Genomic DNA, 24,427 nt, shown 5'->3' with positions numbered 1-24,427 from the left:
TAGATCCACGCCATGCGTGGATGGCAGGGATTTCGCGGTCAGAAGCGCTCGTCGCTGCCCAGATAACGCCACTGCCCCGCAGGCAGCGGTCCCAGTGCCACGCGGCCAATCCGCAGCCGACGCACGGCCGCGACCTGCAGGCCGGCAGCGGTGACCGCCACGCGCAGGCCCTTGGCCGTCAGGCCCTTGCCGGCGAAGCGCAGGCGCTGCTCGCTCTGCCAGCTGACCTTGGCGCCGCCCGATTCCTGCTGCAGCCGCGCCATCAGCCACGGGCCGCGCTCGGGACCGCCTTCGGCCACTTCGATCAGGTATTCCTGTTCGGTGCGGCCCAGATTGCGCTGCAGATGGGCCAGCGTGGCCGGGTCCTGGCTGACCACCACCAGGCCGCTGTCGCTGGCCGGAAGCGAGGCGGCCAGCTGCAGGCCGTGGAAGTGACGCTGAAGCGGACGGATGTCGCTGGCATCAAGTTCGCTGCGGCTGTCACTGCTGACCAGCGCACACAGGGTTTCAGCGGCAACGCCTGCCGGCTTGTGCAGCAGCATGCTGACCCGCTCGGCCTTTTCATCGCTGGCCTGCTCGGCCACGACGATCACCGCGCTGTCATCGACCGGGCGCTGCGGCTGCTCTACCACCTCGCCATTGACGCTGACCCAGCCGCCTTCGATGTAGCGCCGCGCTTCACCGCGCGGGATGCCGAGCAGGGCGGACAGGCGTTTGTCGAGACGGATCGGTTCCATGGCGGAAAGGTCAGGCAGGGGGCGCGCAGTGTAGCCGCTGCGGCCGGTCAGCGCTGGCCGCGGTTGGCCAGCTCGGTCAGGTACAGGCGGGTATCGAACTCCAGCTGCAGGTACTCCGGCTCCATGTGCTGGCACAGCTGGTAGAAGGCCTTGTTGTGATCGGCTTCCTTCAGGTGGGCCAGTTCATGCACCACGATCATGCGCAGGAACGCCGCTGGTGCCTGGCGGAACACGGTGGCGATGCGGATCTCGCGGCTGGCCTTGAGGCGACCGCCATGCACGCGGGAGATGGCGGTATGGGTGCCCAGCGCATGCTTGATCACTTCCAGCGTGTTGTCGTAGCAGACCTTGTTGAGCGGCACCGACTTGCGCAGGTAGCGGTCCTTCAGCTCCTGCGTGTAGTCGTACAGCTGGCGGTCGCTGCGCACCTCGTGCGGATCGGGATAGCGCTGCTGCAGCCAGGGGCCGAGCTTGCCCTGCGCCAGTAGTTCACTGACCTGGGCGACCAGGGGTTCGGGATAGCCGGTGAGGTACTTCAGGACTGCCATGCAGGGGCGGCGGGGCGTCGGTAGAATGGGGCATCCAAGATTACACGCGGTACGCATCGACCATGGCAAAGCCCAACGCGCTGCAGGAACAATTGCTCAAGGCCGGCCTGGCCAAGAAGTCGCAGGCCAGCGCTGCCGCGAGCGCGCAGGCCAAGGCCCGGCAGGGCAAGGCCGAATCGACCTCGGCCGATGTCCAGCGCGAGGCTGAACGGGCCCGCGCCGAGAAGGTCGAGCGCGACCGCGCACTGGCCGCCGAGCGCAATGCCCAGGCCAGGCAGGCTGAACAGAAGGCCCAGGCCCGGCAGATCATCACGGCCCATGCCGTGCCTCACAAGGGCGACGACGAGTACCGCTTCAGCGATGGCGCGGCGATCCGCACCCTGCTGATCGACCCCAAGCTGCGCAAGGCGCTGTCGGTGGGCGTGCTGGTCATCGTTGCCCACGGCGAGGGCTACGCCCTGCTGCCGCGCGCCGCTGCCGAAAAAGTGCGTGAACGCGCCCCGGAGGCGATCATCGTCGACCACGGCCAGCCGGGCTCGACCGCCGAGATCTCCACCGGCAATGCCGAGGACGACGCCTACTACGCGCAGTTCCAGGTGCCGGACGACCTGGTCTGGTAAGCCAAAAAGGGGACGGAGGGGATTAAGTCGCAAATGGCCTGCTCCGGCCCGTCTGCCTTCTGCTCAGCTTGCTGAAGGCCTGCCGGTCATGGCTCGGCGCTACCGTTTGCTGCGCGGTGTATCGTCCCCATATCAGGCGACACACCTGCGGAGGATGGCCATGGCCACCGGTTGGGCGGGAGACGGCGCGGTCCAAGACCAGATCGACGCCACCGTCGACGATGCGATCGCCCGCGCGCGGCGCCAGCTGCGCGAGGGGCCTGGTCTGGAACATTGTGAGGAATGCGACGCGCCGATCCCGTTGGCGCGGCGCCAGGCCGTGCCCGGGGTACGGCTGTGCGTGGCGTGCCAGCAGGCGCATGACGACGAAGCGCAGGCGCATGCCGGCTACAACCGGCGTGGCAGCAAGGACAGCCAGTTGAGGTAAAGGTTGTTCGGCAGGGCTGCGCCCTGCACCTGCCGAAGCCTTCAAGCCAAGGCAACTTCAACGTCAAAAGCGGGCATTCCGCAGGTAGGCGGGACGGTGTGGGTAGGCAGGACACGCCGTAAACCCTTCCATGGGGGCTCGATGGCGCCATCCATGGCGCCAACGGTCCTGCCTACCCACACCGTCCCGCCTCTGACAGATTTCCGCGGCTGTCGGTAGGTGTCGACCTTGGTCGACACATCTGTCAGATATCGAATGAGTCATCCACGCATGGCGTGGATCTACCGTGTCGACCCAGGTCGACATACACCAGGGCAATGCGTCGTTCCGACAGCTCGCGGAAATCTGTCGAAGGCGGGGTGGGTCCGGTGGCGGGAGTGTCCGCGGCATGGATGCCGCGGCCAAGCCCCCATGGACGGGTTTACGGCGTCTCCCGCCACCGGATCCATCCCGCCAACCCACGGAATGCCGGCTTTTGTTTTCGCCTTTGCTGTTGCTGGTGCTGTTGCTCCAGCTCATAGCGGGTGCAGGGCGCAGCCCTGCCGAAAACCACCCTCAGCCGTCGCCCTGGATGCCGCCGGGGGCCTGCGCCGGGTCGCGCCAGCGGCGCACCGTGCGCTGGAAGAACAGGTTGTTCGGCAGCTGCAGCACCGTGCCCTCGTGGCCGTCGCCGGTTTCCTGCAGCGTGGTGTAGATCAGGTTCACGTCGATCACCCGGCCCTTCAGGCCCGGCTTCTCGCCGTTTTCCAGCACCTCGATGTAGTCGTGCAGGCGGAACGGGCGGGTGGTGAAGATCAGCAGCGTGCAGAAGATGTTGGACAGCACGCTCCACGCCGCGAAGAAGGCCACCGCGCCCACGGCTGCAAAGCCGGTGAACGCGGTCCACAGCACCGACGGCTTCGCGCCGAGCAGGCTGAGGATGTACAGCAGGGCACTGAAATAGACCACGAAACTGGTGATCCGGCGCGCGCCCATCACCATTTCCGGCGGCAGCGTGTAGTGCTCGGCGAAGCGGCGGATCAGGCGACGGGCGAGCACGCGCAGGAGCCATGCGACCAGCAGCACCAGTACGATCTGCAGCGCGACGCCGGCGTAGTTCAACCACGGGTGGGTCCAGGCGGGCAGGTGATCCTTCAGCGACAACATCATGGGGCGAAAACAGGCGGCGGGAACGGCCCCTGATGTTACCCGGCGCGTGCGGGGGATTCGACCGCCGGGTTCCAGGCCACGCACACCAGTTCCTGGCGGTGCTGCTGCAGGCAGGCGCGGCCATTGTCGGGACGCAGCTGCAGTGACAGGCCCAGCGCCTGCAGCAGGACACAGGCGGTGATCACCAGCAGGGCGGCGCAGGATGGGCTGGACATGGCAGGACTCCTGGACGGCAATTTCGCGAAGGACCTTTCATGGATGCAGCAGCCACCCAAAAGGTTGCATGCCATCGATCATCGATCGGCTCTAAACCTTTTCCCGGGTCGCCGCATCCAAGCGATATGCTCGACACCACCATGCCCGCGCCGCCTGCCGCCAACGACGCCGTCGATGAACCCGCCCTGGTGCGGGCGGCGGCCGCCGGTGACACCGCTGCCTATGAACTGCTGTACCGGCGCCACGCGCCCCGTGTATTCGCTGTGCTGTGGCGGTTGTGTGGCGGCCAGCAGGCACGCGCCGAGGACGCGCTGCAGGAAGCGTTCCTGCAGGCGTGGAAGGCGCTGCCGGGCTTCCGTTTCGAGAGCAGCCTGTCGACCTGGCTGCACCGGCTGGGCGTCAACGCGGCACTGATGGAGCTGCGTGGACGTGCGGGCGGGCAGGATCACGACAGCCTCGACGAAGTGGACGGAGGGTTGCAGGAGCTGGCAGTGCACGATCGTTGCGCCGGCACCGAACGCGACCTCGAACGGGCACTGTCGACACTGCCGCCACGGGCACGTGCGGTACTGGTACTGCACGACATCGAAGGCTGGAAACACCAGGAAATCGCCGAACAGCTGCAGATGGCCGTCGGCAGTTCCAAGGCACAGTTGCATCGTGCGCGCGGCCTGTTGCGCGCACGGCTGGGAGACATGACATGAGTACACACGACCACGATTCCGACCACGATCTGCTGGCCCGGCTGCGCGCGCTGCCGACCGAACGCGGCGTACCCACCGATGGCTGGGCACGCCTGTCGGCGCAGCTGCCGCCGCGTGAACCGCAGGCGGCACCTGCGCCGGGCGACAACGTGGTGGCCCTGCCAGCGCGCTCGCGGCGTCGCTGGTGGCTGCCGGTCGGTGCGGCATTGGCGGCCAGCCTGGCGCTCTACGCGGTGGCACCGTGGCGGCATGCGCAGCCGGAGGTGCCGGTACCTTCAGCGCTGCAGCTGCAGGCGGCGGCGATGACCGAGCAGTACCAGCAGGCCGTCGCTTCGCTGCCCGATGGACGGGCGCCGGAATGGCAGCCGGCGCTGCACGAACTGGATGAAAGCGCAGCGCAGATCCGTGCCGCCTTGGCGCAGGACCCGCGTGCGCCGCACCTGCTTGGCCAGCTCAAGCGCACCTACGCGCTGCGGCTGGAACTGACCCGGCAGGCGGCCTATGCCGCCGAGTCCGGCTTGACGACCTGAGGAGACCCCCATGACCCGAACCCTGATTTCCTGCTGTGTCGCGCTGCTGCTGGCCCCTGCCGTGGCGCTGGCCGACACCCGCATCGACGAGCGCCACACCCTGGCCGCGGGCGGTCGCATCGAGCTGAGCAATGTGGCCGGCAAGGTGACCGTGCGTGGCTGGGACCGCAATGACGTGCAGCTCACCGGCACGCTCAGCGACGGCCTGCAGCTGCGTCAGGAGAAAAGTGCCAACCGTGTGCGCTGGGAGATCGAATACCCGCGCCGCAGCAGCAATGGTGGCGCGACGCTGGTACTGAACGTGCCGCGCTCGGTGGAGCTGCTGCTGAGCACGGTCAGCGCCAGCCAGGACATCAGTGGCATCGATGTGCGACGGCTGCAGGCCGACACGGTCAGCGGCAGCCTGAGCGCGGCTGGCCGCAGTGGCGACAGCAAGCTCAACACGGTCAGTGGCAGCGTCAGCGCACGCCTGCAGACGCCGAAGCTGGACGTGAACACGGTCAGTGGCCGGATCGAGGCCGGCGGCGGCGTGTCCGGTGATATCGGTGCGCAGACGGTGTCCGGTCGGGTCGAGGTGGATGCCGGGCGCGTGCAGCGGCTGGCGGTGGAGACCGTCTCGGGCAGCATCGATCTGGCAGCGGCCGGGTTGGCTCCCGGCGGCCGCATCAACGTCGAATCGGTCAGTGCCTCGGTCACGCTGAGCCTGCCGCGCACGGTGTCGGCACAGCTGTCGGTGAACAGCTTCAGCGGATCGATCAACAGCGATGCCGGGCAGGTGGAGCGGCCGCGCTATGGGCCGGGCAGCCACCTCGATACGCGTCTGGGCGGCGGTGATGGTGACATCCGCATCCAGTCGCATTCGGGCAGTGTGCGGGTACGCCTGGACCGCTGAACGCGATCCGGCAGGCCGCGGCGGCAGCGCCGCCGCGGTCGATACTGGGTCAGCTGGCTTTCTTCAGTGCCCAGGTGGTGCCGAGGACTTCGATCTTGCCACCGGCCTTGCGGAACGCTGCCAGGTCCGAAGCGATCGAATCGCTGCTGACCACTGTGCTGGCGGCCGCGCCCTTGCGTTCGCTGCGGATGCTGTTGCTGGCCTTCGCGGGGGTCTTTGCCTTGCGGGGCATGGTTGCTCCTGTCAGGTGGAAGGGGAGGAAAGCGCCCAGGCATCGGCCTGGCGCAGGTAGTCCTGCCGCTCGCGGCGGCAGTCATCGCCGCCCATCGAAAACTGGCGGCAGATCGCCGGGCGCTGCGAATAGATCGTGCAGCGCAGGTGATAGGGATCGATCGCCGCGCACCAGCCTTCCTCGTTGCGCGCCATCACGGCACGGCCGTGGGTGTCGCGTGACAGGAACTGGCCGGGCACGTGGTCGCCGGGCTGCAGCAGCACGGGCAGCCGGCAACAGACCGCGTCACAACGGCGGCAGTCGATGGGTGCAGGTGCTGCGTCAGGTTGTAAGGCCACAGGGGCCTGGCGGGTGCCCAAAGCGGGTCTCGATGGCGGCTCAGGTGCTGCGCGGACCATGAACGAGCCAGGAAGGCATGGCCGCTAGGCCCGCGGGGCGGGCCAGGCTGCACTGTGGACACACACCGGCGTGGCCGGCGGAAGGTGCAGCGTGGTTCTAGCCGACCAAGAGTAACTTAGACCGCGTAACGTTTTGTTAATCCTGGCTGGCTGCCGCCAGCGCAAGGCCCTGGACCACGCCCAGCGAGGGCTCGCCGTGGACCATGCGGGCCCCCGGGAAGGCCTCGGCCACGGCCTGGCGCAGGTAGCCGGCACGGGACATGCCACCGGTCAGGAACACCGCGTCCGGGTCGCCGCCGATGTCGCTGCGGACCTGGGCCAGCAGTTCGCGGATCTGCTCCAGGTAGCCATGGGCGGCGGCGGCCAGGCCGTCGGCGCTGCTGTCGGCATGCAGGTCGCGGGCGATGTAGTCCAGCGTGCTGCGGTGTTCGCTGGCGGCGCTGAGGGCAATCTTGGCGCGTTCGACATCGCGGTACAGGCGGGCGGTGTTGCCGGTGTCCTGCAGGGCCTGCAGGCGCGCGCCCCACGGTTCGTCGACGTGGTCGTATTTGTGCTGGCGGAAGTCGCGCTGGCGCGTCATGTCCTGCACGGTGGCGGCTTCCACGTAGTGGTGGGCGGGCACGCGGGTGATGCCGCGGCCGAACAGCGGCATGTAGCTGGACAGGCTCAGCGCCAGATCGATGTCGGTACCGCCACGGGCGATACCCCAGGCGCGGTGGATGCGCGGCGCAGCATCGCCACCAACTTCGGCGTGGGCGATATCGGTGGTACCGCCGCCGATGTCAACGATCACCGCCTGGTGCCGCTCGCGGCTTTCGGCGTGGTAATGCATGGCCGCCGCGGCCGGTTCCTCGAGGAAATCGATCTGGTCGAAACCGGCCTGGGTGGCGGCTTCGCGCAGGATGTCCAGTGCCTGATCGTTGCCGGCCGCGCCGATCGAGCTGCGGAACTGCACCGGGCGGCCGAGCAGGGCGGCACGCAGCGGCTGGCCAAGCTGGGCGCTGGCGGTCAGGCGGATGTGCTCGAGGATGTGCGCGGCGATGCCGGTGATGGTCTGCTTCGCGCGCGGGTGCAGGTTGTAGCCCAGCATCGACTTCGGGCTCTGCACCAGGTTGCCTTCGTGTTCCTCGAAATAGGCTTCCAGCGCGTCGTCGCCGTAGACCGCGTTCTGCAGCAGGTCGCTGGCGCTGCGCTCCTTGCCGGCGCGGGCTTCCATCCATTCCCGGCGCAGTGCGCGCAGGGCTTCGCGGCGCAGCGCCTGCGGCGTGCGTTCCTGGCCGGCGGCGCGGGCCGCGCGCGCGGCGCTGTCGATCATCTGCTGCAGCTCGTGTTCCTGGCCGGCGTCGAGCTGGAAGTCGTCCGGGTCGGGCACCACGCCAGGGAAGTACACGCTGGTGCGGAACTGCTCGGCGTCGCCGAAGCGGATCGGCAGCAGTTTCCCCTCATGCACGATGGCGGCGGCGGAGTTGCTGGTACCGAAGTCGATGCCGAGGCGCATGGGGAGTTCCGGGGGGCGATCAGGGGCCGCGCACTCTGCTGCAGTTCGTCGCCGACTGCAAGTTCCTGCGGCCTTCTGTTCTGGGTGGGGGTTCCGGATCGGGTCATGCGAGCCGCCGGGCGCTGGCCGGAAAAGGGCAGGGAGCCAGGCGGTTACAATGGCGGCTGTTGATTCACTTTGAGGTACTTGCTGATGTCTTCTGCCCCCGCCTGCCCGCAGTGCACCCTGGAAAACACCTACGCCGATGGTGCGCTGTGGATCTGCGCCGACTGCGGTTTCGAATGGACCGCCGAGGAAAGCGCCGGTTCCACCCTGGTCGTGCGTGACAGCAACGGCAACACCCTGCAGGCCGGCGACACCGTCACCGTGATCAAGGACCTGAAGGTCAAGGGCTCCTCGATCCCGCTCAAGCAGGGCACCGTGATCCGCAACATCCGCCTGGTCGAGGATGACGCCGAGCACATCGAAGGCAACTCGGACAAGATCAAGGGCCTGGTCCTGAAGACCTGCTTCCTCAAGAAGGCCTGATCGCCTTCAGCGCTTGGCCTGCTGCTGCGCGCGCCAGCGGGCCAGGCTGTCCAGCTTGGCCTGGTAGCGCGCCTGCTCCGGCGCGCCCCCCAGTTCCTGTGCACGCAGCAGTTCGCGATCGGCGCGCTTGAGCTGGCCAGCCAGGAAATAGACGCGTGCCAGCCCGAAGTGGAACTGATGCGCGGTGTCATACAGGCGCACGGCCTGCCGGTAATAGCGGATCGCCTGGTCCAGCTGGCCGGCACGTTCGGCCTTGGCGCCGAACATGTACTGCGCGAACGGGTCTTCGCGCTGCACCGACTTCAACCGGCGCTCAAGTGACTGTGCCTGCGCGGTCAAGCCCAGGCTGCGGAACAGCGCGGAGGCATTGGTCAGTGCGGCATCCTGGCGGCCTTCCAGCTGCAGCGATCGGTCCAGCGCCTGCCGCGCCGCCTCGTTGTTGCCTTCGCGGTGGTCGAGCACGCCGAGGTTGTTCCACACTGGAGCGAACCCGCTGTCCTGAGCCAGGGACGCGTCGAAGAATGCACGCGCGCCGACGAAATCACCGTCGGCGAGGCGCTCCGCACCCCGGTTGTTGTAGAAGTGCGCCAACGCCCGCGCACGGCTGACGGGAACCGGGCCGCGGCGGTCATAGAGCACATTGCGATCCAGATCGACGGTACCGAAACGCCCACCGACGTCGACACCGGCGTTGACGTGGCCGACGCTGTAGACCACGCCCGCGTCCTGGTCCCGGTACCAGGACACCACCTGCCCGACTTCCTGCACGCGGGCCTGGATGCCAGCCTCCCGCGCAAGCGTCACGAACAGCAGGGTGAAGGCCAGGCAGTTGGCGCGGCGGTGCTGCCAGATATCGCTGACGGTGTAGGTCGCATTGGCGTCGTACTGCAGGTCCAGCCCGTGCTGGTCGAAGATCATCTCCACGAGCGCCTGCAGCCGCTGGTCGCGGGAGTAGCTGCGCTGGATCACCTGCTTCTGGAGCATCGCACGCAGGTCCGCGGGAATGGCGAACACTTCTTCCGGGGTCGGCACACGTGCGGCCGACACAGTGATGGTCGGGGTCGTCACCACATCGGCGGGCGGTGCCTGGCCTGCGCCGAAAGCAGGAGCACAGAAGGCCAGCAGCGAAAGAGTGAGGCAATGGGCGGCAGAACGGTACATGACGGTTCCCGGCAGCGGCGGGCGCTCCCGCCTGTGGCGAGTGTATGCCCATGGATGTCCGGCTGCAGCGACCGTTGGTCGGCGCCGCGTTCATCCACAACCGGTGTGGACCAGCGCTCGACAAAGCTGTGGACAACTGGCTCCGGGCCCCGCCCGGCAAGCGTTGTGAGTGCGTGGTGAAAAAACCGCCAGCTTGCCCGGCGCCGGCACAGGCGGGATGATCCGGTCATGGACTTCTCACCGCTGACGCTTGCCCCGGCGCAGTGGCAGGCGCTGCAGGACAGCTATGCAACGCCGCCACGGGCCTACCACCACTTCGGCCATGTGCGCGCGGTGCTGCAGCACTGCCAGGAGGTCGCCGATGGCCCCGGCTGGAAGCAGCCGGCCGAGATCTATCTGGCCGTGCTCTATCACGATGCGATCTACCAGGCGGGGCGCAAGGACAACGAGGCGCGTTCGGCGCAGCTGGCTCTGCAGGCGATCGCACAGGCGCCAGAGCTTGCCACTGTCGACGCCGCTCGCGTGGAGCAATTGATCCTGCTGACCGCCCGCCACGGCGCGCTTGGTCCAGAGGATGTGGATGCCGAGGCGGCGCTGTTCCTGGACTGCGACATGGCCATCCTGGCCGCGCCGGAGCCGGTGTTCGCTGCCTATGACCGTGGCGTGGCCGAAGAATACAAAGGGGTGGTGCCGGGCTTCCTGTACCGTGCCGGCCGTCGCCGCTTCCTGCAGGGCCTGCTGCGCGCTCCTCGGATCTTCCTCAGCGGGTTCTTCCACCAGCGCCTGGACGCGGCCGCCCGTGACAACCTGCGACGTCAGCTGGGTGGTTGAGCCGGCCCGGTACACTGGTGACCTGTTTCCAATGATTGCCGTTTCCGACCGTGTCCGTCCCTGATCCCGATCCCCGCCCGCTGCCACCGGAAGAACCCGGCCCCAACGAGTGCTGCGGCAGTGGTTGCCCACTGTGTGTGCTGGACCTGTATTCCGATGAGCTGCAGCGCTACCGCAAGGCGCTGGCCGAGTGGAAGACGCGGCATCCAGAGGCCGCACCATGAGTCGTGCACGCCCGGCGGCGGTGCTGGCGCTGGTGGCACTGGTGCTGTTCGTGGCCACCGCGCTGTGGACTCAGGTCGCGCGCAGTGATCTGGACTGGGTGCGGGCGACCTTGAGCCTGTACCTGCACGGGCCGTGGGGGCTGGCATTGCGCGCTGCCTACTGCCTGCTGGCGTTGGCCATTGCGGCGCTTGGCATTGCGCTGTATCGAGGCAGCATCGGCCCGCGGCGCAGTGCGGCCGCACCATTGCTGTTCACGGTTTCCGCGCTGGGCCTGGCGACGGTCGCCATCGGCGACAGCTGGCTGCCTGAAGCAACACCGCTGCTGGCACCGTTCATCCATGGGCTGGCAGCCAACACGGCGTTCCTGTGTGCCAGCGTCGGCATGCTGCTGCAGGCCTGGTATCTGCGCCGCGAACCGGGTTGGCAGTCCGCTGCGGGCCTGCTCTGGGGCTGGGCATGGCTGGCCTTTGTGCTGCTGTGGCTGCATGTGCTGTGGCGTGGTGGACCACCGCGTGGGCTGGGACAGAAAGTGGTGATCGCGGTGATCGTTGGCTGGCTGCTGTATCTGGCGATGGCGCTGTACCGTCGCAGCCGTCGGGCCGCGGCCCACTGAATCCCCAACGGCCTGCGCCGGTACGTGCCGTGCACGCGGCGGCGGCGTATCGTGTGCGCATTCCATCGGGGATGCGATATGAAGCGTGCAGGGCTGGGCAGGGCAATGGGGGTGGTACTGGCGCTGGCCGCGCTGCCGGCAACGGCGGCCGTGACCCCGCAGCAGTTCAGCCATGGGCGGTTCGAGCAGATTCCGGTGCACATGCCATCCGGCACGCCGCAACGGGTGGTGATCTGGTTCCACGAACCCACGGCCGGTGGTGACACCAGCCGCCTGCCGATCGAGGCCCTGCGTGCCGATGGCGCGCTGGTCGCGGCAGTGGACATTGCGCACCTGCGCGGTGTGCTCAAGCGCGAGGGGGACCCGACCTGTTCGTTCGGTTCCGGTGACGTCGAGAATTTCTCACGTTGGCTGCAGGCCTCGCTGCATCTGCCCGGCTACCACCTGCCGCTGGTCGGCGGTGATGGCGAAGGTGCCGAGATGGCCTATTCGCTGGCAGCGCAGGCCGATACCCAGGTGTTCGCCGGCGTACTGACCACCGGCTTCTGCCCGGACCACAACCACCAGCGCATGGTCTGCGGCGATGGTGTGAAGCACGACAGGCTGCAGCCGGCTGAACTGAATTTTCCGTGGTTGAGCGCGGCCGGTGACCGCGGCTGCAAGGTCGGCCAGGCCAGCGCGTTCGTGCAGCAGGTCGCGATGGCTCGCGAGTTCAAGCGCACCGCGCGCGGTGATGCGTCACCGGGCCTGGTGGCTGCGGCACGGGTGATCGGCGCGCAGGCCGGCGTCAGCCTGGCACCGCCGCCTGCTGCACTGAAGGGCCTGCCCGTGGTGGAAATGCCGGCGACCGGCAGCGGCGATACGCTGGCGGTGTTCGTCTCCGGTGACGGTGGCTGGGCTGGCCTGGACAAGAACGTGGCGTCGTCACTCAACGAGCATGGCGTGGCGGTCGTCGGCATCGATTCGCTGCGCTACTTCTGGAGCGAGCGCACACCGAAGGGCTTTGCGGGCGACCTGCAGAAGATCATCGACCACTACCGCCAGCAATGGCACCGCGACAAGGTGATGTTGATCGGTTTCTCGCAGGGCGCCGACGTGCTGCCGGCCACCATCAACCAGCTCGACGTCGGCACCCGTGAGGCGCTGGAGCGCATCGTGCTGCTGTCGGTGGGCAGGAAGGCCGACTTCGAATTCCATGTCAGCAACTGGCTGGGCGGTGGCGGCGACGGCCTGCCGATTGCACCGGAAGTGGCCAGGCTGCCGGCGGAAAAAACGCTGTGCGTGTACGGCGACAAGGATGAGGACGCGCTGTGCCCGGATCTGCCGGCCAATGACGGCGTGAGGAAGGTGAAGCTGCCGGGCGATCACCATTTCGGTGGCGACTACGACCGCCTCGCCGAAGTGATCCTGAAGGGCGGGGTGTAGCGTTTGGTAGACGCCGATCTTGGTCGGCGCTGGGGCTGAAGGCGCCGCGGGATGAGCGTGTCGACCAAGGTCGACACCTACCGGGTGGCAGGTAGCGCCGGGCCATGCCCGACGGCTGTTGGTAGACGCCGACCTTGGTCGGCGCCGGGGCTGAAGGCGCCGCGGGATGAGCGTGTCGACCAAGGTCGACACCTACCAGGCGCATGTAGCGTCGAGCCATGCCCGACGGCTGTTGGTAGACGCCGACCTTGGTCGGCGCCGGGGCTGAAGGCGCCGCGGGATGAGCGTGTCGACCAAGGTCGACACCTACCAGGCGCATGTAGCGTCGAGCCACGCTCGACGGCTGTTGGTAGACGCCGACCTTGGCCGGCGCCGGGGCTGAAGGCACCGCGGGATGAGCGTGTCGACCAAGGTCGACACCTACCGGGTGGCAGGTAGCGCCGGGCCATGCCCGACGGCTGTTGGTAGACGCCGACCTTGGTCGGCGCCGGGGCTGAAGGCGCCGCGGGATGAGCGTGTCGACCAAGGTCGACACCTACCAGGCGCATGTAGCGTCGAGCCATGCCCGACGGCTGTTGGTAGACGCCGACCTTGGTCGGCGCTGGGGCTGAAGGCACCGCGGGATGAGCGTGTCGACCAAGGTCGACACCTGCCAGGCGCATGTAGCGTCGAGCCACGCCCGACGGCTGTCGGTAGACGCCGACCTTGGTCGGCGCTGGGGCTGAAGGCACCGCGGGATGAGCGTGTCGACCAAGGTCGACACCTACCCGGCGCATGTAGCGTCGAGCCACGCTCGACGGCTGTTGGTAGACGCCGACCTTGGTCGGCGCCGGGGCTGAAGGTGCCGTGGAATGAGCGTGTCCACCAAGGTCGACACCTACCGGGTGGCAGGTAGCGCCGGGTCATGCCCGGCGGATCGCGGCTTCAATTCCGCCGCGGATCCAGCGAGATCAGGCGCGTGGCATCCAGCAGCGCGGCAGGCAGATGCATGCCGCCGGGCGCCGCGAGATAGCGCGGCCGCCACTGCGGATCGAACTTCGATTTGAAGCGGCGCAGGCCACTGAACCCGTAGAAGCGTTCGCCGTGCCGCGCCAGCAGACCGGCCAGTCGGTTCCAGCGACCGGCCAGCCGATGCTGTGCCAGCCCGGACAACGGTGCCATGCCCAGCGAGAAACGCGCATAGCCCTGCGCGCGGCCCCACAGGAACAGTTCGATGAAGAGGAAGTCCATCGTGCCCTTCGGTGCTTCGTTGACGTGGCGCATCAGGTCGACCGACAGCTCGGCGCCGGCCGGTGCCTGCCACAGGTTGGCGAACGCCACGATCTGGCCCTCGGCCTCGACCAGCGCCACCGGGAAGCGCACCAGGTAATCCGGGTCGTAGCTGCCCAGCGAGAAGCCCTTCTCATCGCCGGCCTTGTCTTCCAGCCATGCATTGGAAATTGCGTGCAGGCGCGGCAGCAGGCTGGGAATTTCCTCCACCGGTGCCACGCGGAAGGTCAGGCCACCGCGCTTGCCCCGGTTCCAGGCTTGGCGCAGATCGGCGCGTTCGCGGCCTTCCAGGCCGAAGTCATGCAGCGGCACCATCGCTTCCTCGCCCAGCTTGACCAGGCCCAGGCCCAGGTCGAGGTAGGTCTGCCAGTAGGTCTCGCCCACCTGGTAGAACACCGGGCGCAGGCCCAGCCGGTCGGCTTCCTCGCGGAAGCGCCAGATCAACGCGCGCGCCACGTCAGGCGGGCCGACCGGATCGCCCATCGCGATCAGCGAACCGCCGTAGCGTTGCATCATCACGAAGCCCTGTTTCGCGTCATCGCGCAGCACCGCCTTGTCGGCGGTCAGTACCAGGCAGGCCTGGGTATCGGTGGCACCGGCCAGTACCGGCGCCAGGGACTGCAGCGTGGCCTCATCGGCGGCTGGCAGCGGACTGCGCGTGCTGTGCAGCAGCCGCGCCAGGCCGAACATCACCAGCGCGATGGCGACCACCAGCAACGCACGCAGTGCGCGCGGTGCATTGCCCGACACTGCGAACTGCCACCACAGCTCGTTCTGGTATTCGACATGACTGTAGGTGAAGAACAGCAGCCAGGTGACCGCAACCAGCACCAGGCCGAGATTGCGCAGCCACGGCCACGACCAGGCTTCGTCCAGCAGGGCACCCTGGCGGTAGAACTCGCGGCGTGCGGCCCACAGTGCCATCGCCACCAGCACTGCCGAGACCGCGATCAACAGCTGGCCACCACGCAGCCACAGCGGCAGCGGGGTGATCACGCACACTGCCATCGCCAGCATCCACGCCGCATGGCTGCGCCGGGCCAGGCCCTGGCCGATCAGCAGCAGTGCAACGCCGCTGAGGCTGCCGATCAGATGGGATGTCTCCAGGATCGGCAGCGAGGCATTGACCAGGTGACGGCGAGGCGTCGGCAGCGTGCCGTCGATGACCAGCGCGGCGCCGATGCTGAACACCGCCAGCGCGATGATCTGCGGCAGCCACGGGCGCAGCGCGTTCCAGCCGGCACGCGTTGCTCCGGCGCTGGCCTGCAGCGGCTGACGCAGGGCGGGCGCAAGGGCGAGCAGGGTGGCCAGCACCAGCGGGAGTACGTAGTAGGTAACGCGGTAGATCAGCGCCGCCGCCAGTACCGCCGCCGGCGCCACCTGCGGCAACAGCTTCAGCAGGCTCCATTCGAACACGCCCAGGCCGGCCGGCACGGTCGAGACCAGGCCGGCCAGCACCGCCACCAGGTACAGGCCGACGAAGCCGGGCAGGCCGGTCGGCGTGGAGTCCGGCAGCAGCACGTAGAACGCGGCACTGGCCAGCACCAGCTCGATCACGCTGAGCACGGTGACACCGATCATGGTGCGGCGGTCGGGCAGCCACAACGCATGACCGAATACGCTGAACTGCCGTCCATCGCGGCCGACCAGCAGCACCGTGGCGAGGTAGGCGAGCAACGCGACGATGCCGACGATACGTACCGCATTGGGATCCAGCGGCAGCGCCAAGGCTGCGGCAGCCGGTTCCATGCACAGCGCCACACTGATCAGCAGCCATGCACCGAACACGAAGCCGAGCGTGCTCATCAGCACCACCTGGCCGATCTGCGCCAGGTCCAGGCCGGCGCTGCGGTAGCCACGCAGGCGCACCGCGCCGCCGGTCAACGCGGCAAAACCCACGGTCTGGCCCAGCGTGTGCGCAAGGAAGGCGGTGATGCCGACGCGCGCGGGGTGCACGCGGATGCCGCTGCGGCGCAGGCCGATGGCATCGAAACCGATCAGGCAGGCGTAACTGGCCAGGCCGAGTACCACGGTGAGCGCGATCTGCGTGCCGCTGAGCTGCCGGAACGCCTGGCGGATGGCGCGATAGCCGTGCTCGTCGAACTCGTTGGCCAGGCCGTGCAGGGCCAGGGCGAGGATCAGCAGGGGGATGACGATGGTGGCAACCCGCTTCCAGGTTGGCGTGGAAGAGGCGGTGGTGGAGTCGACGGGGGCGGTCATCGGCGCAAGGGTGCGGCAGGAGGGGCGAGGGCGGTGTCAACGCGGGCGTGGCGCATCGTGCGCCTGTCATCGTCATTTGACCAGTGGGACCGTCCGAGTCCGGTAGTGACGTGTCGCGGAGGATGCCCGTGCACCCACCGTCGACCGGTTTGGAGGACAATGCAGGCCTGATCAACCGCAGGAGCTACGCCCATGATGGAGCGTTACGACGTCGGACCGCGCATGTCCGAAATGACCGTATACAACAAGGTCGCCTATCTCTCCGGCCAGATTCCGGAAGACACCAGCCAGGACATCACCGGCCAGACCCGGCAGGTGCTGGCAGAAATCGACAAGCTGCTGGCGTTGGTCGCCAGTGACCGCCAGCACGTGCTGCGCGCCGAGGTGTTCCTGGCCGACATGGCTGACTTCGACGGCATGAACAAGGCGTGGGATGAGTGGGTGGTCGAAGGTGCGACCCCGGCGCGTGCCACGGTCGAGGCCAAGCTGGCCCACGCTGACTGGAAGGTCGAGATCGTAGTGACGGCGGCGGTACCGTAACGGCAGGCAAGGTCAGGTCCCACCAGCGGAGGGTAGAGTCGACGGTTAGTCGACTATCGCGCGCAGCGCGGGGTTTTGCGCCGCCGGAACGAAGAGCAGTCGACAAACAGTCGACTCTACCCCGCCGCTCCACTGCCGGTTGGTCTGGTGGCTACGTTGGCACCAGCTCGATGCAGTCCACCGGGCACGGTGGAATGCACAGCTCGCAACCGGTGCACAGATCGGCAATGACCGTGTGCATGTACTTGGCGCCACCGACGATGGCATCCACCGGGCAGGCCTGGATGCACTTGGTGCAGCCGATGCAGTCGGCTTCCACGATCAATGCCACCTGCGGCGCCTTGTGCTCGCCGCGCGAACGATCAAACGGAATGGCGGGTACGTCCAGTACCTGCGCCAGTGCGCGCGCGCCAGCGTCGCCGCCCGGCGGGCAGCGGTCCACGCCTGCCTCGCCGCGCGCCATGGCCTGCGCGTACGGGCGGCAGCCGTCGTAGCCGCATTGCCCGCATTGGGTCTGCGGCAGCAGGCGGTCGAGGCGTTCGGTCAGGGGAGGAATCAGGCTCATGCGTGGCGAAGGCTGCGCGTTGGGGTTACTTCAAGGGCTTGCCACGGAACCAGCGCTCGTGGGCCAGCGCCAGCATCGGCTTGTCTTCGGAACTGTCACCGTAGGCATGGATGCGCACGTAGCGTGACAGATCGAACTGGCGACGGATGTGCTCGACCTTGCGCGGGCCACAGTCACCACCGGCATAGCGACCTGTGAGACGGCCGTCCTGGCTCTCCAGCCGGTTGCAGATCAACTGCAGGCCCAGTTGTTCGCACCACGGCCGCAGATACAGGTCCAGCGAGCCGGACACGATCACCACGGTGTGCTGCTGTTCCTTGTGCCAGCGGATCTGCTCCAGCATTTCCGGGCGCACCACGTCGGGCAGGAACTCACGCGAGAAGCCGGCGGCCAGCGTGGCGATGTCATCGCTGTGGCGGTCGCTGAAGGTCAAACGGGTGGCGCGCGCGCGGATGCGCTCGGCCGAGATCAGTTTCAGCTTGTATGCGGCCAGCCACGGGCCGACCTTCCACCACGCCTGTGCCAGCTGTTCGGCCGTGGCCACGCGGCGCAGGAAACGGCCATAGGTATCGCAGGTGGTCACGGTGTGGTCGAAGTCGAACAGCGCCAGTTCCATTCCGTTGCCTCCCATCGCGTTGCCCCGAGGCCGGTGCTGCCGGCGGGCGTGGCCGCAACCACGCCCGCTGCGGGCATCAGCGGACCGGCATGCCCGGCTGCGCGCCGCTGTCGGCGTCCAGCAGCGCCAGCGCGCCGCCGTCGAAACCGGCCGACAGGATCATGCCTTCGCTCAGGCCGAAGCGCATCTTGCGCGGGGCCAGGTTGGCGATGAACACCACACTGCGGCCGACCAGCTTCTCCGGCTCGCCGTAGCTGGCGCGGATACCGGAGAAGATCTGGCGCTTGCCCAGCTCGCCGGCGTCCAGTTCGAAGCGCAGCAGCTTGTCAGAACCTTCCACGAACTCGCAGACCAGCACCTTGCCGATGCGCAGGTCGAGCTTGGCGAAATCGTCGATGCCGATGTAGGCCGGAGCATCGGCACCCTTGGCTTCGTCCTTGGCCGGTGCCGGTGCCGCTGCGGCCGGCTTGGCGGCGTCGGTCTTGGCGGCGGGGGCGGCAGCCAAGACCGGCTGCAGGGTGTCCTTGGAGGCGTCGATCATGGCGTCAATCTTCTTCGGGTCGATACGGGTGAACAGCGGGGTGTAATCGGTGATGCGATGGCCCAGCAGCGGCTGCGCCAGTTCGGTCCAGTCGTTCACCGGTGCGGCCAGGAAGGCTTCGGCCTGTGCGGCGGTGGCCGGCAGCACCGGCTTCAGTGCGGTGACCAGCACGCGGAACAGGTTCAGGCCCTGGCTGCACACCGCCTGCAGCTGCGCGTCGGCGCCTTCCTGCTTGGCGATCACCCACGGCTTGACGTCGTCGATGTAGCGGTTGGCTTCATCGGCCAGGGTCATGGTCAGGCGGATCGCCGCGGCCGGATCGTTGCGCTCGTAGGCTTCACGGATCGGCGCCACGCCGTCGACGAAGCGCTGGTACTGCGCCGCATCGGGCAGCTGTGCGGCCAGCTGGCCGTCGAAACGCTTGCTGATGAAGCCGGCACAGCGGCTGGCCAGGTTGACGAACTTGCCGACCAGGTCGGCGTTGACGCGGGCGATGAAGTCACCCAGGTTCAGGTCGAGATCGTCGACGCCACCGCCGGACTTGGCCGCGAAGTAATAACGCAGCGCTTCCGGTTCCAGGCCGGCATCGAGGAACGTACGCGCCATCACGAAGGTGCCGCGCGATTTGCTCATCTTGGCACCGTCCACGGTCAGGTAGCCGTTGACGTGCAGGCGGGTCGGCGCGCGGTGGCCGGTGCCATGCAGCACCGCCGGCCAGAACAGGCCGTGGAAGTTGACGATGTCCTTGCCGATGAAGTGGTGCAGCTCGGTGGTGGTGCCGGCGCGCAGGTGCGCTTCGAAGTCTTCGCCGAGCTTGCCGCACAGGGTCTGGAAGCTGGACAGGTAGCCGATCGGCGCATCCAGCCAGACGTAGAAGTACTTGCCCGGCTGGCCGGGAATCTGGAAACCGAAGTACGGTGCGTCGCGCGAGATGTCCCACGCGCGCAGGCCACCTTCGGCATTGAGCCACTCACCCAGCTTGGCCTTCACGCCCGGCAGGGCGACATCGCCGGCCAGCCATTCGCGCAGGAATGCATCGAAGTGGCCCACCTCGAAGAAGAAGTGCTCCGAATCGCGCATTTCCGGCGTGGCACCGGAGATGACCGAACGCGGCTCCTTCAGGTCGGTCGGCGCATAGGTGGCGCCGCAGACTTCGCAGTTGTCGCCGTACTGGTCGGGGCTGCCGCAGTTCGGGCAGATGCCCTTGACGTAGCGGTCGGGCAGGAACATGCCCTTGGCCGGGTCGTAGAACTGCGCCACCGAGCGGCGGCTGATGTGGCCGGCCGCTTCCAGCTTCAGGTAGAACTGCTCGGTCAGCGCCTTGTTGGCCGCCGAATTGGTCGAGTCGTAGTGATCGAAGGCCACGCCGAAGGCGGCGAAGTCACGTTCGTGGCTGGCCTGGATGTTGGCGATGAAGGTTTCCGGGGTGACCCCGGCCTTTTCCGCGGCCAGCATGATCGGCGTGCCGTGGGTATCGTCGGCGCAGACGAACCAGGCCTTGCCGCCGCTCATTCGCCGCGCGCGCACCCAGATGTCGGCCTGGATGTAGCCGACCAGGTGGCCCAGGTGGAGCGGGCCGTTGGCGTAGGGCAGGGCGGTGGTGACGAGCGCGGTACGGGTCATGGTCGCGGGGTGAAGCCGAGGGGGAACCGCAGAGTATCGCATGCCCGCAACGACGTGACCCGGCCGAAGCCGGGTCACGGGGATGAAGCGGGGCCTGGGGGCTTATTCGCGCTGCCAGGTCTGCGCGCGGCAGATGAAGGCAATGCAGCCGGACACGTCCAGCTTGGTGCCGCCGGGCTGCAGTTCCATCTTCGACTTGTAGGTCTTGCCGTTGGCCGGGTCGAGAATGGTGCCGCCGGACCACTTGTTGGCGCCGTCGGCCTTCAGGTTCCAGAGAATGGTCATGCCCTTCACCGGCTTGTTCTTGTTGGCGCCTTCACAGCCGTCGCAGACCGGGTTCGGGCCCTTGTCCGAGTGCAGGATGTCGACCACCTTGCCGGTCAGCGTGCCGTTGGCGGCCTGGCTGATCTCGACGATCGACTTCACCTTGCCGGTTTTGTCGTCGATGGTCTTCCAGCGGCCGGCGGCGCCGTCGGCGGCCTGTGCCGACAGGGCGGCCAGGCACAGCGGCAGTGCCAGCAGCAGGGTCTTGAAGGTCTTGCGCATGGTCCCCTCCCAGGGTTCATTCCGGCACGCTGCCGGCATGGGTCGACTGTATACCCATTCGGCGGGGTATGGGGAAGGGGGGCTTTGCAGGGCTGCGCCCTGCACCTGCAGTAGTGCCGGCCGCTGGCCGGCAACCTCAACGGCAACGGCAACGGCAACGGCAACGGCAAAACCGCCCCGCCTCCGACAGATTTCTGCGGCTGTTGGTAGGTGTCGACCTTGGTCGACACGGTAGATCCACGCCATGCGTGGATGAATCTCGATTGAAGAACGCTCAACCGACTTCGTACAGCTCCAGCGGCAGGTCGTCGGGGTCGGCGAAGAAGGTGAAGCGGCGGCCGGTGTATTCGTCCACGCGGATCGGTTCGCACACCACGCCATGCGCAGCCAGACGCTGGATGAAGGGTTCCAGCCGGGCGACGCGGAACGCGAGGTGGCGCAGGCCCTGTGCTTCCGGGCGGCTGGGACGGGGCGGCGGCGAGGGGAAGGAGAACAGTTCCAGCTGGCCACCGTCGGGCAGGGCCAGGTCCAGCTTCCAGGAATCGCGCGCGGCACGGTGGTTCTCGGCCAGCACGCGCAGGCCGAGGATGCGCACGTAGAAGTCCTTCGAGCGTGCGTAGTCGCTGCAGATCAGTGCGGCGTGGTGGATGCCCAGCAGGGCGTCGGCATCGCGGGTCATTGCAGGGTGTCCAGCCAGCGCTGGGCGATCTTCAGCGCCAGCGGATAGGGTTCGGGGTCGTTGCGGTTGGTCAGCACGATCACGGTCAGGTGCTTCTCCGGGTGGCGCACGATCACGTTGCGGAAGCCGATGCTCTCGCCGCTGTGCCATTGCACCGGGCCATTCAGGCGCCAGCCGAAGCCGTAGTGCGGCACGTCCGGTTCGGGTGTTGCGGTGGCCGGGCTGAACATCGCGCGGCGCGAGGCTTTCGACAGCAGGCGGTCGTCGTACAGCGCCGCATCCCAGCGGGCCAGGTCGTCCAGCGAGGAATAGATGCCGCCATCGCCGAGCACGGCGCTGGTGGTGCTCTGGTCGGTGCGTTGCCAACGGCCATCGATCCAGCTGTAGCCATAGGCGCGTGCAGCGACCGTGTCCTCGCCGTCCTGGTGGGCCACGGTATGCGCCATGCCCAGCGGGCGGAAGATGCGCTGCTGCAGAAAGCTCGCGAAATCCTGGCCGGAGGCGCGGCCGACGATCATTGCCAGCAGTGCATAGCCGCTGTTGCTGTAGCGGTACTGCGTGCCCGGTGCGAAGTTCAGCCGGTCCTGGCGCGACAGCAGGGCCAGCACATCGGCATCGTGTACCTGCCGTGTGTCCGCCGGGTCCATCAGGTCTTCGTAGTCGAGCAGGCCGCTGGTGTGCGAGAGCAGCTGGCGGATCGTGATGGCCGCTGCAGCCGGCGGCAACTCGGGCAGCCACTGCCGGGCCGGCTGGTCGAGCCCAAGCCGGCCATCCTCCACCAGCAGCAGCACCGCCGCAGCGGTGAACTGCTTGCTGACCGAGGCCAGCCGGAAGTTGCTGGCCGCGGTGACCGTGGTGCCGTCCTCCAGCACCGCCAGGCCGTAGCCGCGGCGGAATACCGGTTGCCCGTCGTGCAGTACCAGCACGGCGGCGCCGGGTACCTGGCCATCGTAGGCCTGCATCAGGCCGTCGATGCCCGCATCCGGTGGGGTCAGCACCGGTGCGGCGGAGGTGGCCAGCGGCAGCAGGCCCAGCACGGCGGCGAACAGGGCGACGGCAGGGCGCATGGCGGCTCCGGAGGGGTCAGGGTGAAGGCGCGGGTGTGGCGCTGGCCGGCTGCGCCATCCAGCGCTCCATCTTGCGGTCCAGCACGTCCAGCGGCATCGAGCCATCCTTCAGCAGTTCGGCGTGGAAGCGGCGCAGGTCGAAGGCGGCACCCTGGCGTGCCTTGGCCTTGTCGCGCAGGGCGACAATGGTGGTCAGGCCGGCCACGTTGGACAGCGCCTGGCCGGGCTGGGCCATGATCCGCTCGACTTCGGCGTTGGCGTCATCGCTGCTCATGTCCACGGTCTTCTGCAGGTAGGCCACGGCCTGCTGCTTGCTCCAGCCCTGGGCGTTCACGCCGGTGTCGGCCACCACGCGGGCAGCGCGCAGCAGGCGCGAATACAGGTAGCCGATGCGGTCGTAGGGATCGGTGTAGATGCCCAGGTTCTCACCCAGTGTTTCGGCATACAGGCCCCAGCCTTCGACGAAGGCGAGATCGCCACCCAGGCGGCGGAAGCGCGGCAGCTTGGCCAGCTCCTGCTGCAGGCCCAGTTGCACGTGGTGGCCGGGGATCGCTTCATGCAGGTACTGCACCGGCACGTTCCAGCGCTTGCGGCTGGGCAGGTCGCGGGTGTTCACGTACAGCACGCCCGGTTGCCCGGCCGCAGACGGCTGGTAGGCCGCTGCTGCGGCGGTCAGTGCACGCTCCGGTTCCACCGCGCGCACGTCCAGCGTTGACTTGGGCAGGGTATCGAGCACCTGCGGCAGGCGTGCGTTGACCTGCTGCTGCACCTGGCGATAGCGGTTGATCAACGCATTGGCGTCGCCGTACTGGAACTGGCGGTCGTTACGCATGCTGCGCAGCAGCTTGGCCGGCGTGCCGCGCAGCTTGGCGTCCTTCATCACCGTGGCGATCTGCGCCTGCAGTTCCTGCACGCGCTGTTCGCCCAGCGCGTGCAGCTGCGCGGCGGTCTGGTCGCTGGCCGTGGTCTGCACGATCAGGTTGGCGTACCAGGCCTGGCCATCGGGCAGTGCGCCCAGGCCGCTGCTGGTGCGCGAGGCGGGCAGGTATTCGGTGGCGATGAAACCGCGCAGGGCACGATAGGCCGGCATGATGCGCAGTTCGATCATGCGCTTGTATTCGGCGCTGATGCGGGCCTTGTCCTCGGCCGCGATGGTGTTGGGCATGGTGCGGATCGGCGACCAGAAGATGCTCTCTTCAGCAGTCGGCTTGATCACTGCATCCAGCTGCGGCAGTACCTTTTCCATCAGGTCGCGTGGCTGCACCACGCCGGCCTTCATGCCCTGGCGCATGTTGTCGATGGCCTGGTCGAACAGCTCGGGAATGCCCAGCGAACGGCGCGACCAGGTGTCGTAGTCCTGTACGGTGTTGAACGGCTGCGCGCCGGCACCTGCACCGAGGATCGCCATGATGCTGCCGACGTTGTAGTACTGGCTGATCGGCATCATCCAGCTCGGGTAGCGCTCGGCGGCCAGCGAAGCGCGCGCGTCGCGCACGAAGATCTCGTAGCTGAGCAGGTCCTGGCCCTGCAGGCCGTCGCTGCCGAGTTTCTCGACCTTGCCCAGCCACTCGGTGGTGAAGTCGTGCGATTGCTGGCGCCACGCGGCGGACAGGATGTTGGGCAGCTGGTCGTTGTAGCGGGCCTCGCCCTGGAAGGTTGCCTGCAGCGGATTCAACCGCATCGAGGCATCCCAGTATTCGTCATACAGGCGCTCCAGCTGCACCTGCTTGGGTACGGCGCGGGCCGGTGCGACCGGACGCGGCGTGGCGCGGCGCGCCGAACTGCCACGGGCCGGCGCGGTAGCGCGGGCAGGCCGGGCCTTGGGCTTGGCGGCCTGGCGGGTCTGCGCGGCGGCAGGGCGGCTGGCCTTCTTTTTCGCTGCTTCGGCCGACGGCACGGCGCTGAACAGGAACAACGCGGCGATGGCGGCGGCCAGGGCGCGGGTGGGATGCGGCATCAGGAGCTTCCGTGGAACACAGACCGTGGAGCTTGCACGATCCGGCCGCGTACGGCCAGCGTGAAGGCGC

The 24,427-nt window shown here is 67.8% G+C and carries 27 protein-coding genes; 11 read left to right on the top strand and 16 right to left on the bottom strand.

The genetic code is table 11. The features are described 5' to 3' along the window. Positions 1-38: 38 nt before the first annotated feature. Complete coding sequence (locus ACZK45_RS15705; RefSeq protein ID WP_032129355.1) at positions 39-737, bottom strand: RNA pseudouridine synthase; 699 nt, start codon at positions 735-737, stop codon at positions 39-41. Positions 738-784: 47 nt separating this feature from the next. Beyond that, the gene (locus ACZK45_RS15700) at positions 785-1,285 is read right to left on the bottom strand and encodes a M48 metallopeptidase family protein (RefSeq protein ID WP_005414217.1); all 501 of its coding nucleotides are present in this window, start codon (positions 1,283-1,285) and stop codon (positions 785-787) included. 62 nt (positions 1,286-1,347) lie between these two features. Here ACZK45_RS15700 and ACZK45_RS15695 point away from each other — a divergent pair, with 62 nt between their 5' ends. Then, positions 1,348-1,905 (top strand): DUF2058 domain-containing protein, encoded by a 558-nt coding sequence (locus ACZK45_RS15695; RefSeq protein ID WP_032129357.1) that lies wholly within the window; start codon positions 1,348-1,350, stop codon positions 1,903-1,905. Positions 1,906-2,065: 160 nt separating this feature from the next. After that, a complete protein-coding gene (locus ACZK45_RS15690) occupies positions 2,066-2,332 on the top strand; it encodes a DksA/TraR family C4-type zinc finger protein (protein ID WP_032129365.1) in 267 nt (88 codons plus the stop codon). Between the two features lie 555 nt (positions 2,333-2,887). On the opposite strand, the gene ACZK45_RS15685 is transcribed toward ACZK45_RS15690, so the two are convergent. Together ACZK45_RS15685 and ACZK45_RS15680 are read right to left on the bottom strand one after the other, a co-directional pair. Further along, positions 2,888-3,481, bottom strand: a complete 594-nt coding sequence (locus ACZK45_RS15685; RefSeq protein WP_080291803.1) for a mechanosensitive ion channel family protein — start codon at positions 3,479-3,481, stop codon at positions 2,888-2,890. A 35-nt stretch (positions 3,482-3,516) separates the two neighbouring features. Further along, complete coding sequence (locus ACZK45_RS15680; protein WP_049398314.1) at positions 3,517-3,696, bottom strand: hypothetical protein; 180 nt, start codon at positions 3,694-3,696, stop codon at positions 3,517-3,519. A gap of 126 nt (positions 3,697-3,822) precedes the next feature. On the opposite strand from ACZK45_RS15680, the gene ACZK45_RS15675 reads away from it, so the two are divergent. From ACZK45_RS15675 to ACZK45_RS15665, 3 genes are read left to right on the top strand one after another with little or no spacing between them, the layout of a single operon-like run. Continuing rightward, the gene (locus tag ACZK45_RS15675) at positions 3,823-4,401 is read left to right on the top strand and encodes an RNA polymerase sigma factor (RefSeq protein ID WP_032129359.1); all 579 of its coding nucleotides are present in this window, start codon (positions 3,823-3,825) and stop codon (positions 4,399-4,401) included. Continuing rightward, positions 4,398-4,931 carry a hypothetical protein gene (locus ACZK45_RS15670; protein WP_032129360.1) on the top strand — a complete coding sequence of 178 codons (534 nt, stop codon included), beginning with the start codon at positions 4,398-4,400 and terminating at the stop codon, positions 4,929-4,931. Before ACZK45_RS15675 ends, ACZK45_RS15670 begins: the two co-directional genes overlap by 4 nt. A gap of 10 nt (positions 4,932-4,941) precedes the next feature. Beyond that, a complete protein-coding gene (locus ACZK45_RS15665; protein WP_032129361.1) occupies positions 4,942-5,823 on the top strand; it encodes a DUF4097 family beta strand repeat-containing protein in 882 nt (293 codons plus the stop codon). A 49-nt stretch (positions 5,824-5,872) separates the two neighbouring features. Here ACZK45_RS15665 and ACZK45_RS15660 read toward each other — a convergent pair whose 3' ends face one another. The 3 genes from ACZK45_RS15660 to ACZK45_RS15650 form a co-directional block, all read right to left on the bottom strand. Next, on the bottom strand, positions 5,873-6,055 hold the full coding sequence (locus ACZK45_RS15660) for a hypothetical protein (protein WP_005410566.1): 183 nt from the start codon (positions 6,053-6,055) through the stop codon (positions 5,873-5,875). 11 nt (positions 6,056-6,066) lie between these two features. After that, complete coding sequence (locus tag ACZK45_RS15655; protein ID WP_005410565.1) at positions 6,067-6,318, bottom strand: YkgJ family cysteine cluster protein; 252 nt, start codon at positions 6,316-6,318, stop codon at positions 6,067-6,069. A gap of 271 nt (positions 6,319-6,589) precedes the next feature. Further along, a complete protein-coding gene (locus ACZK45_RS15650) occupies positions 6,590-7,951 on the bottom strand; it encodes an Hsp70 family protein (RefSeq protein WP_032129362.1) in 1,362 nt (453 codons plus the stop codon). Between the two features lie 192 nt (positions 7,952-8,143). Between ACZK45_RS15650 and ACZK45_RS15645 the strand changes: the two genes are divergently transcribed. Further along, positions 8,144-8,479, top strand: a complete 336-nt coding sequence (locus ACZK45_RS15645) for a zinc ribbon domain-containing protein YjdM (RefSeq protein ID WP_010482882.1) — start codon at positions 8,144-8,146, stop codon at positions 8,477-8,479. A gap of 6 nt (positions 8,480-8,485) precedes the next feature. On the opposite strand, the gene ACZK45_RS15640 is transcribed toward ACZK45_RS15645, so the two are convergent. Further along, the gene (locus ACZK45_RS15640; RefSeq protein WP_478444896.1) at positions 8,486-9,640 is read right to left on the bottom strand and encodes a tetratricopeptide repeat protein; all 1,155 of its coding nucleotides are present in this window, start codon (positions 9,638-9,640) and stop codon (positions 8,486-8,488) included. A 228-nt stretch (positions 9,641-9,868) separates the two neighbouring features. On the opposite strand from ACZK45_RS15640, the gene ACZK45_RS15635 reads away from it, so the two are divergent. From ACZK45_RS15635 to ACZK45_RS15620, 4 genes are all read left to right on the top strand, one after another. Then, positions 9,869-10,471 carry an HD domain-containing protein gene (locus ACZK45_RS15635; protein ID WP_180838495.1) on the top strand — a complete coding sequence of 201 codons (603 nt, stop codon included), beginning with the start codon at positions 9,869-9,871 and terminating at the stop codon, positions 10,469-10,471. A 50-nt stretch (positions 10,472-10,521) separates the two neighbouring features. Then, entirely contained in the window at positions 10,522-10,695 is a 174-nt protein-coding gene (locus tag ACZK45_RS15630) for an oxidoreductase-like domain-containing protein (protein WP_049398321.1), read from the top strand. Next, entirely contained in the window at positions 10,692-11,309 is a 618-nt protein-coding gene (locus ACZK45_RS15625; RefSeq protein WP_032130397.1) for a DUF998 domain-containing protein, read from the top strand. Before ACZK45_RS15630 ends, ACZK45_RS15625 begins: the two co-directional genes overlap by 4 nt. A 78-nt stretch (positions 11,310-11,387) precedes the next feature. Beyond that, positions 11,388-12,734 carry a virulence factor family protein gene (locus ACZK45_RS15620; protein ID WP_275943022.1) on the top strand — a complete coding sequence of 449 codons (1,347 nt, stop codon included), beginning with the start codon at positions 11,388-11,390 and terminating at the stop codon, positions 12,732-12,734. A gap of 924 nt (positions 12,735-13,658) precedes the next feature. On the opposite strand, the gene mprF is transcribed toward ACZK45_RS15620, so the two are convergent. Beyond that, complete coding sequence (gene mprF, locus ACZK45_RS15615; RefSeq protein WP_125893956.1) at positions 13,659-16,223, bottom strand: bifunctional lysylphosphatidylglycerol flippase/synthetase MprF; 2,565 nt, start codon at positions 16,221-16,223, stop codon at positions 13,659-13,661. A 192-nt stretch (positions 16,224-16,415) separates the two neighbouring features. Here mprF and ACZK45_RS15610 point away from each other — a divergent pair, with 192 nt between their 5' ends. After that, on the top strand, positions 16,416-16,763 hold the full coding sequence (locus tag ACZK45_RS15610; protein WP_005410556.1) for a RidA family protein: 348 nt from the start codon (positions 16,416-16,418) through the stop codon (positions 16,761-16,763). A 151-nt stretch (positions 16,764-16,914) separates the two neighbouring features. On the opposite strand, the gene rnfB is transcribed toward ACZK45_RS15610, so the two are convergent. The 7 genes from rnfB to ACZK45_RS15575 form a co-directional block, all read right to left on the bottom strand. After that, positions 16,915-17,328, bottom strand: coding sequence for an Rnf electron transport complex subunit RnfB (rnfB, locus tag ACZK45_RS15605; RefSeq protein ID WP_080291848.1), 414 nt, complete (start codon positions 17,326-17,328; stop codon positions 16,915-16,917). A gap of 25 nt (positions 17,329-17,353) precedes the next feature. Then, positions 17,354-17,944, bottom strand: coding sequence for an HAD family hydrolase (locus tag ACZK45_RS15600; RefSeq protein WP_478444895.1), 591 nt, complete (start codon positions 17,942-17,944; stop codon positions 17,354-17,356). A gap of 76 nt (positions 17,945-18,020) precedes the next feature. Further along, positions 18,021-20,108, bottom strand: coding sequence for a methionine--tRNA ligase (gene metG, locus ACZK45_RS15595; protein ID WP_478444894.1), 2,088 nt, complete (start codon positions 20,106-20,108; stop codon positions 18,021-18,023). Positions 20,109-20,210: 102 nt separating this feature from the next. Beyond that, on the bottom strand, positions 20,211-20,654 hold the full coding sequence (locus ACZK45_RS15590) for a DUF2147 domain-containing protein (RefSeq protein WP_071228702.1): 444 nt from the start codon (positions 20,652-20,654) through the stop codon (positions 20,211-20,213). A gap of 274 nt (positions 20,655-20,928) precedes the next feature. Then, positions 20,929-21,333: an SMU1112c/YaeR family gloxylase I-like metalloprotein gene (gene gloA2 / locus ACZK45_RS15585; protein ID WP_049463208.1), complete on the bottom strand. Its 405-nt coding sequence runs from the start codon at positions 21,331-21,333 to the stop codon at positions 20,929-20,931. Continuing rightward, positions 21,330-22,400, bottom strand: a complete 1,071-nt coding sequence (locus ACZK45_RS15580) for a serine hydrolase domain-containing protein (protein ID WP_346485089.1) — start codon at positions 22,398-22,400, stop codon at positions 21,330-21,332. The genes gloA2 and ACZK45_RS15580 overlap by 4 nt, the downstream gene beginning before the upstream one ends. 16 nt (positions 22,401-22,416) lie before the next feature. Then, the gene (locus ACZK45_RS15575) at positions 22,417-24,357 is read right to left on the bottom strand and encodes a DUF885 domain-containing protein (protein ID WP_071228705.1); all 1,941 of its coding nucleotides are present in this window, start codon (positions 24,355-24,357) and stop codon (positions 22,417-22,419) included. Between the last annotated feature and the right edge of the window lie 70 nt (positions 24,358-24,427).

It is taken from the genome of Stenotrophomonas sp. 63632_Sma (assembly GCF_056482875.1).
This window is presented reverse-complemented; position numbering and strand designations above follow the sequence as displayed.

What these genes read in the sequence shown, in the direction of transcription:
- ACZK45_RS15705 (WP_032129355.1), bottom strand. Translation starts at nt 737, where the DNA reads ATGGAACCGATCCGTCTCGACAAACGCCTGTCCGCCCTGCTCGGCATC.
- ACZK45_RS15700 (WP_005414217.1), bottom strand. Translation starts at nt 1,285, where the DNA reads ATGGCAGTCCTGAAGTACCTCACCGGCTATCCCGAACCCCTGGTCGCC.
- ACZK45_RS15695 (WP_032129357.1), top strand. Translation starts at nt 1,348, where the DNA reads ATGGCAAAGCCCAACGCGCTGCAGGAACAATTGCTCAAGGCCGGCCTG.
- ACZK45_RS15690 (WP_032129365.1), top strand. Translation starts at nt 2,066, where the DNA reads ATGGCCACCGGTTGGGCGGGAGACGGCGCGGTCCAAGACCAGATCGAC.
- ACZK45_RS15685 (WP_080291803.1), bottom strand. Translation starts at nt 3,481, where the DNA reads ATGATGTTGTCGCTGAAGGATCACCTGCCCGCCTGGACCCACCCGTGG.
- ACZK45_RS15680 (WP_049398314.1), bottom strand. Translation starts at nt 3,696, where the DNA reads ATGTCCAGCCCATCCTGCGCCGCCCTGCTGGTGATCACCGCCTGTGTC.
- ACZK45_RS15675 (WP_032129359.1), top strand. Translation starts at nt 3,823, where the DNA reads ATGCTCGACACCACCATGCCCGCGCCGCCTGCCGCCAACGACGCCGTC.
- ACZK45_RS15670 (WP_032129360.1), top strand. Translation starts at nt 4,398, where the DNA reads ATGAGTACACACGACCACGATTCCGACCACGATCTGCTGGCCCGGCTG.
- ACZK45_RS15665 (WP_032129361.1), top strand. Translation starts at nt 4,942, where the DNA reads ATGACCCGAACCCTGATTTCCTGCTGTGTCGCGCTGCTGCTGGCCCCT.
- ACZK45_RS15660 (WP_005410566.1), bottom strand. Translation starts at nt 6,055, where the DNA reads ATGCCCCGCAAGGCAAAGACCCCCGCGAAGGCCAGCAACAGCATCCGC.
- ACZK45_RS15650 (WP_032129362.1), bottom strand. Translation starts at nt 7,951, where the DNA reads ATGCGCCTCGGCATCGACTTCGGTACCAGCAACTCCGCCGCCGCCATC.
- ACZK45_RS15645 (WP_010482882.1), top strand. Translation starts at nt 8,144, where the DNA reads ATGTCTTCTGCCCCCGCCTGCCCGCAGTGCACCCTGGAAAACACCTAC.
- ACZK45_RS15640 (WP_478444896.1), bottom strand. Translation starts at nt 9,640, where the DNA reads ATGTACCGTTCTGCCGCCCATTGCCTCACTCTTTCGCTGCTGGCCTTC.
- ACZK45_RS15635 (WP_180838495.1), top strand. Translation starts at nt 9,869, where the DNA reads ATGGACTTCTCACCGCTGACGCTTGCCCCGGCGCAGTGGCAGGCGCTG.
- ACZK45_RS15625 (WP_032130397.1), top strand. Translation starts at nt 10,692, where the DNA reads ATGAGTCGTGCACGCCCGGCGGCGGTGCTGGCGCTGGTGGCACTGGTG.
- ACZK45_RS15620 (WP_275943022.1), top strand. Translation starts at nt 11,388, where the DNA reads ATGAAGCGTGCAGGGCTGGGCAGGGCAATGGGGGTGGTACTGGCGCTG.
- mprF (WP_125893956.1), bottom strand. Translation starts at nt 16,223, where the DNA reads ATGACCGCCCCCGTCGACTCCACCACCGCCTCTTCCACGCCAACCTGG.
- ACZK45_RS15610 (WP_005410556.1), top strand. Translation starts at nt 16,416, where the DNA reads ATGATGGAGCGTTACGACGTCGGACCGCGCATGTCCGAAATGACCGTA.
- rnfB (WP_080291848.1), bottom strand. Translation starts at nt 17,328, where the DNA reads ATGAGCCTGATTCCTCCCCTGACCGAACGCCTCGACCGCCTGCTGCCG.
- ACZK45_RS15600 (WP_478444895.1), bottom strand. Translation starts at nt 17,944, where the DNA reads ATGGAACTGGCGCTGTTCGACTTCGACCACACCGTGACCACCTGCGAT.
- metG (WP_478444894.1), bottom strand. Translation starts at nt 20,108, where the DNA reads ATGACCCGTACCGCGCTCGTCACCACCGCCCTGCCCTACGCCAACGGC.
- ACZK45_RS15590 (WP_071228702.1), bottom strand. Translation starts at nt 20,654, where the DNA reads ATGCGCAAGACCTTCAAGACCCTGCTGCTGGCACTGCCGCTGTGCCTG.
- gloA2 (WP_049463208.1), bottom strand. Translation starts at nt 21,333, where the DNA reads ATGACCCGCGATGCCGACGCCCTGCTGGGCATCCACCACGCCGCACTG.
- ACZK45_RS15580 (WP_346485089.1), bottom strand. Translation starts at nt 22,400, where the DNA reads ATGCGCCCTGCCGTCGCCCTGTTCGCCGCCGTGCTGGGCCTGCTGCCG.
- ACZK45_RS15575 (WP_071228705.1), bottom strand. Translation starts at nt 24,357, where the DNA reads ATGCCGCATCCCACCCGCGCCCTGGCCGCCGCCATCGCCGCGTTGTTC.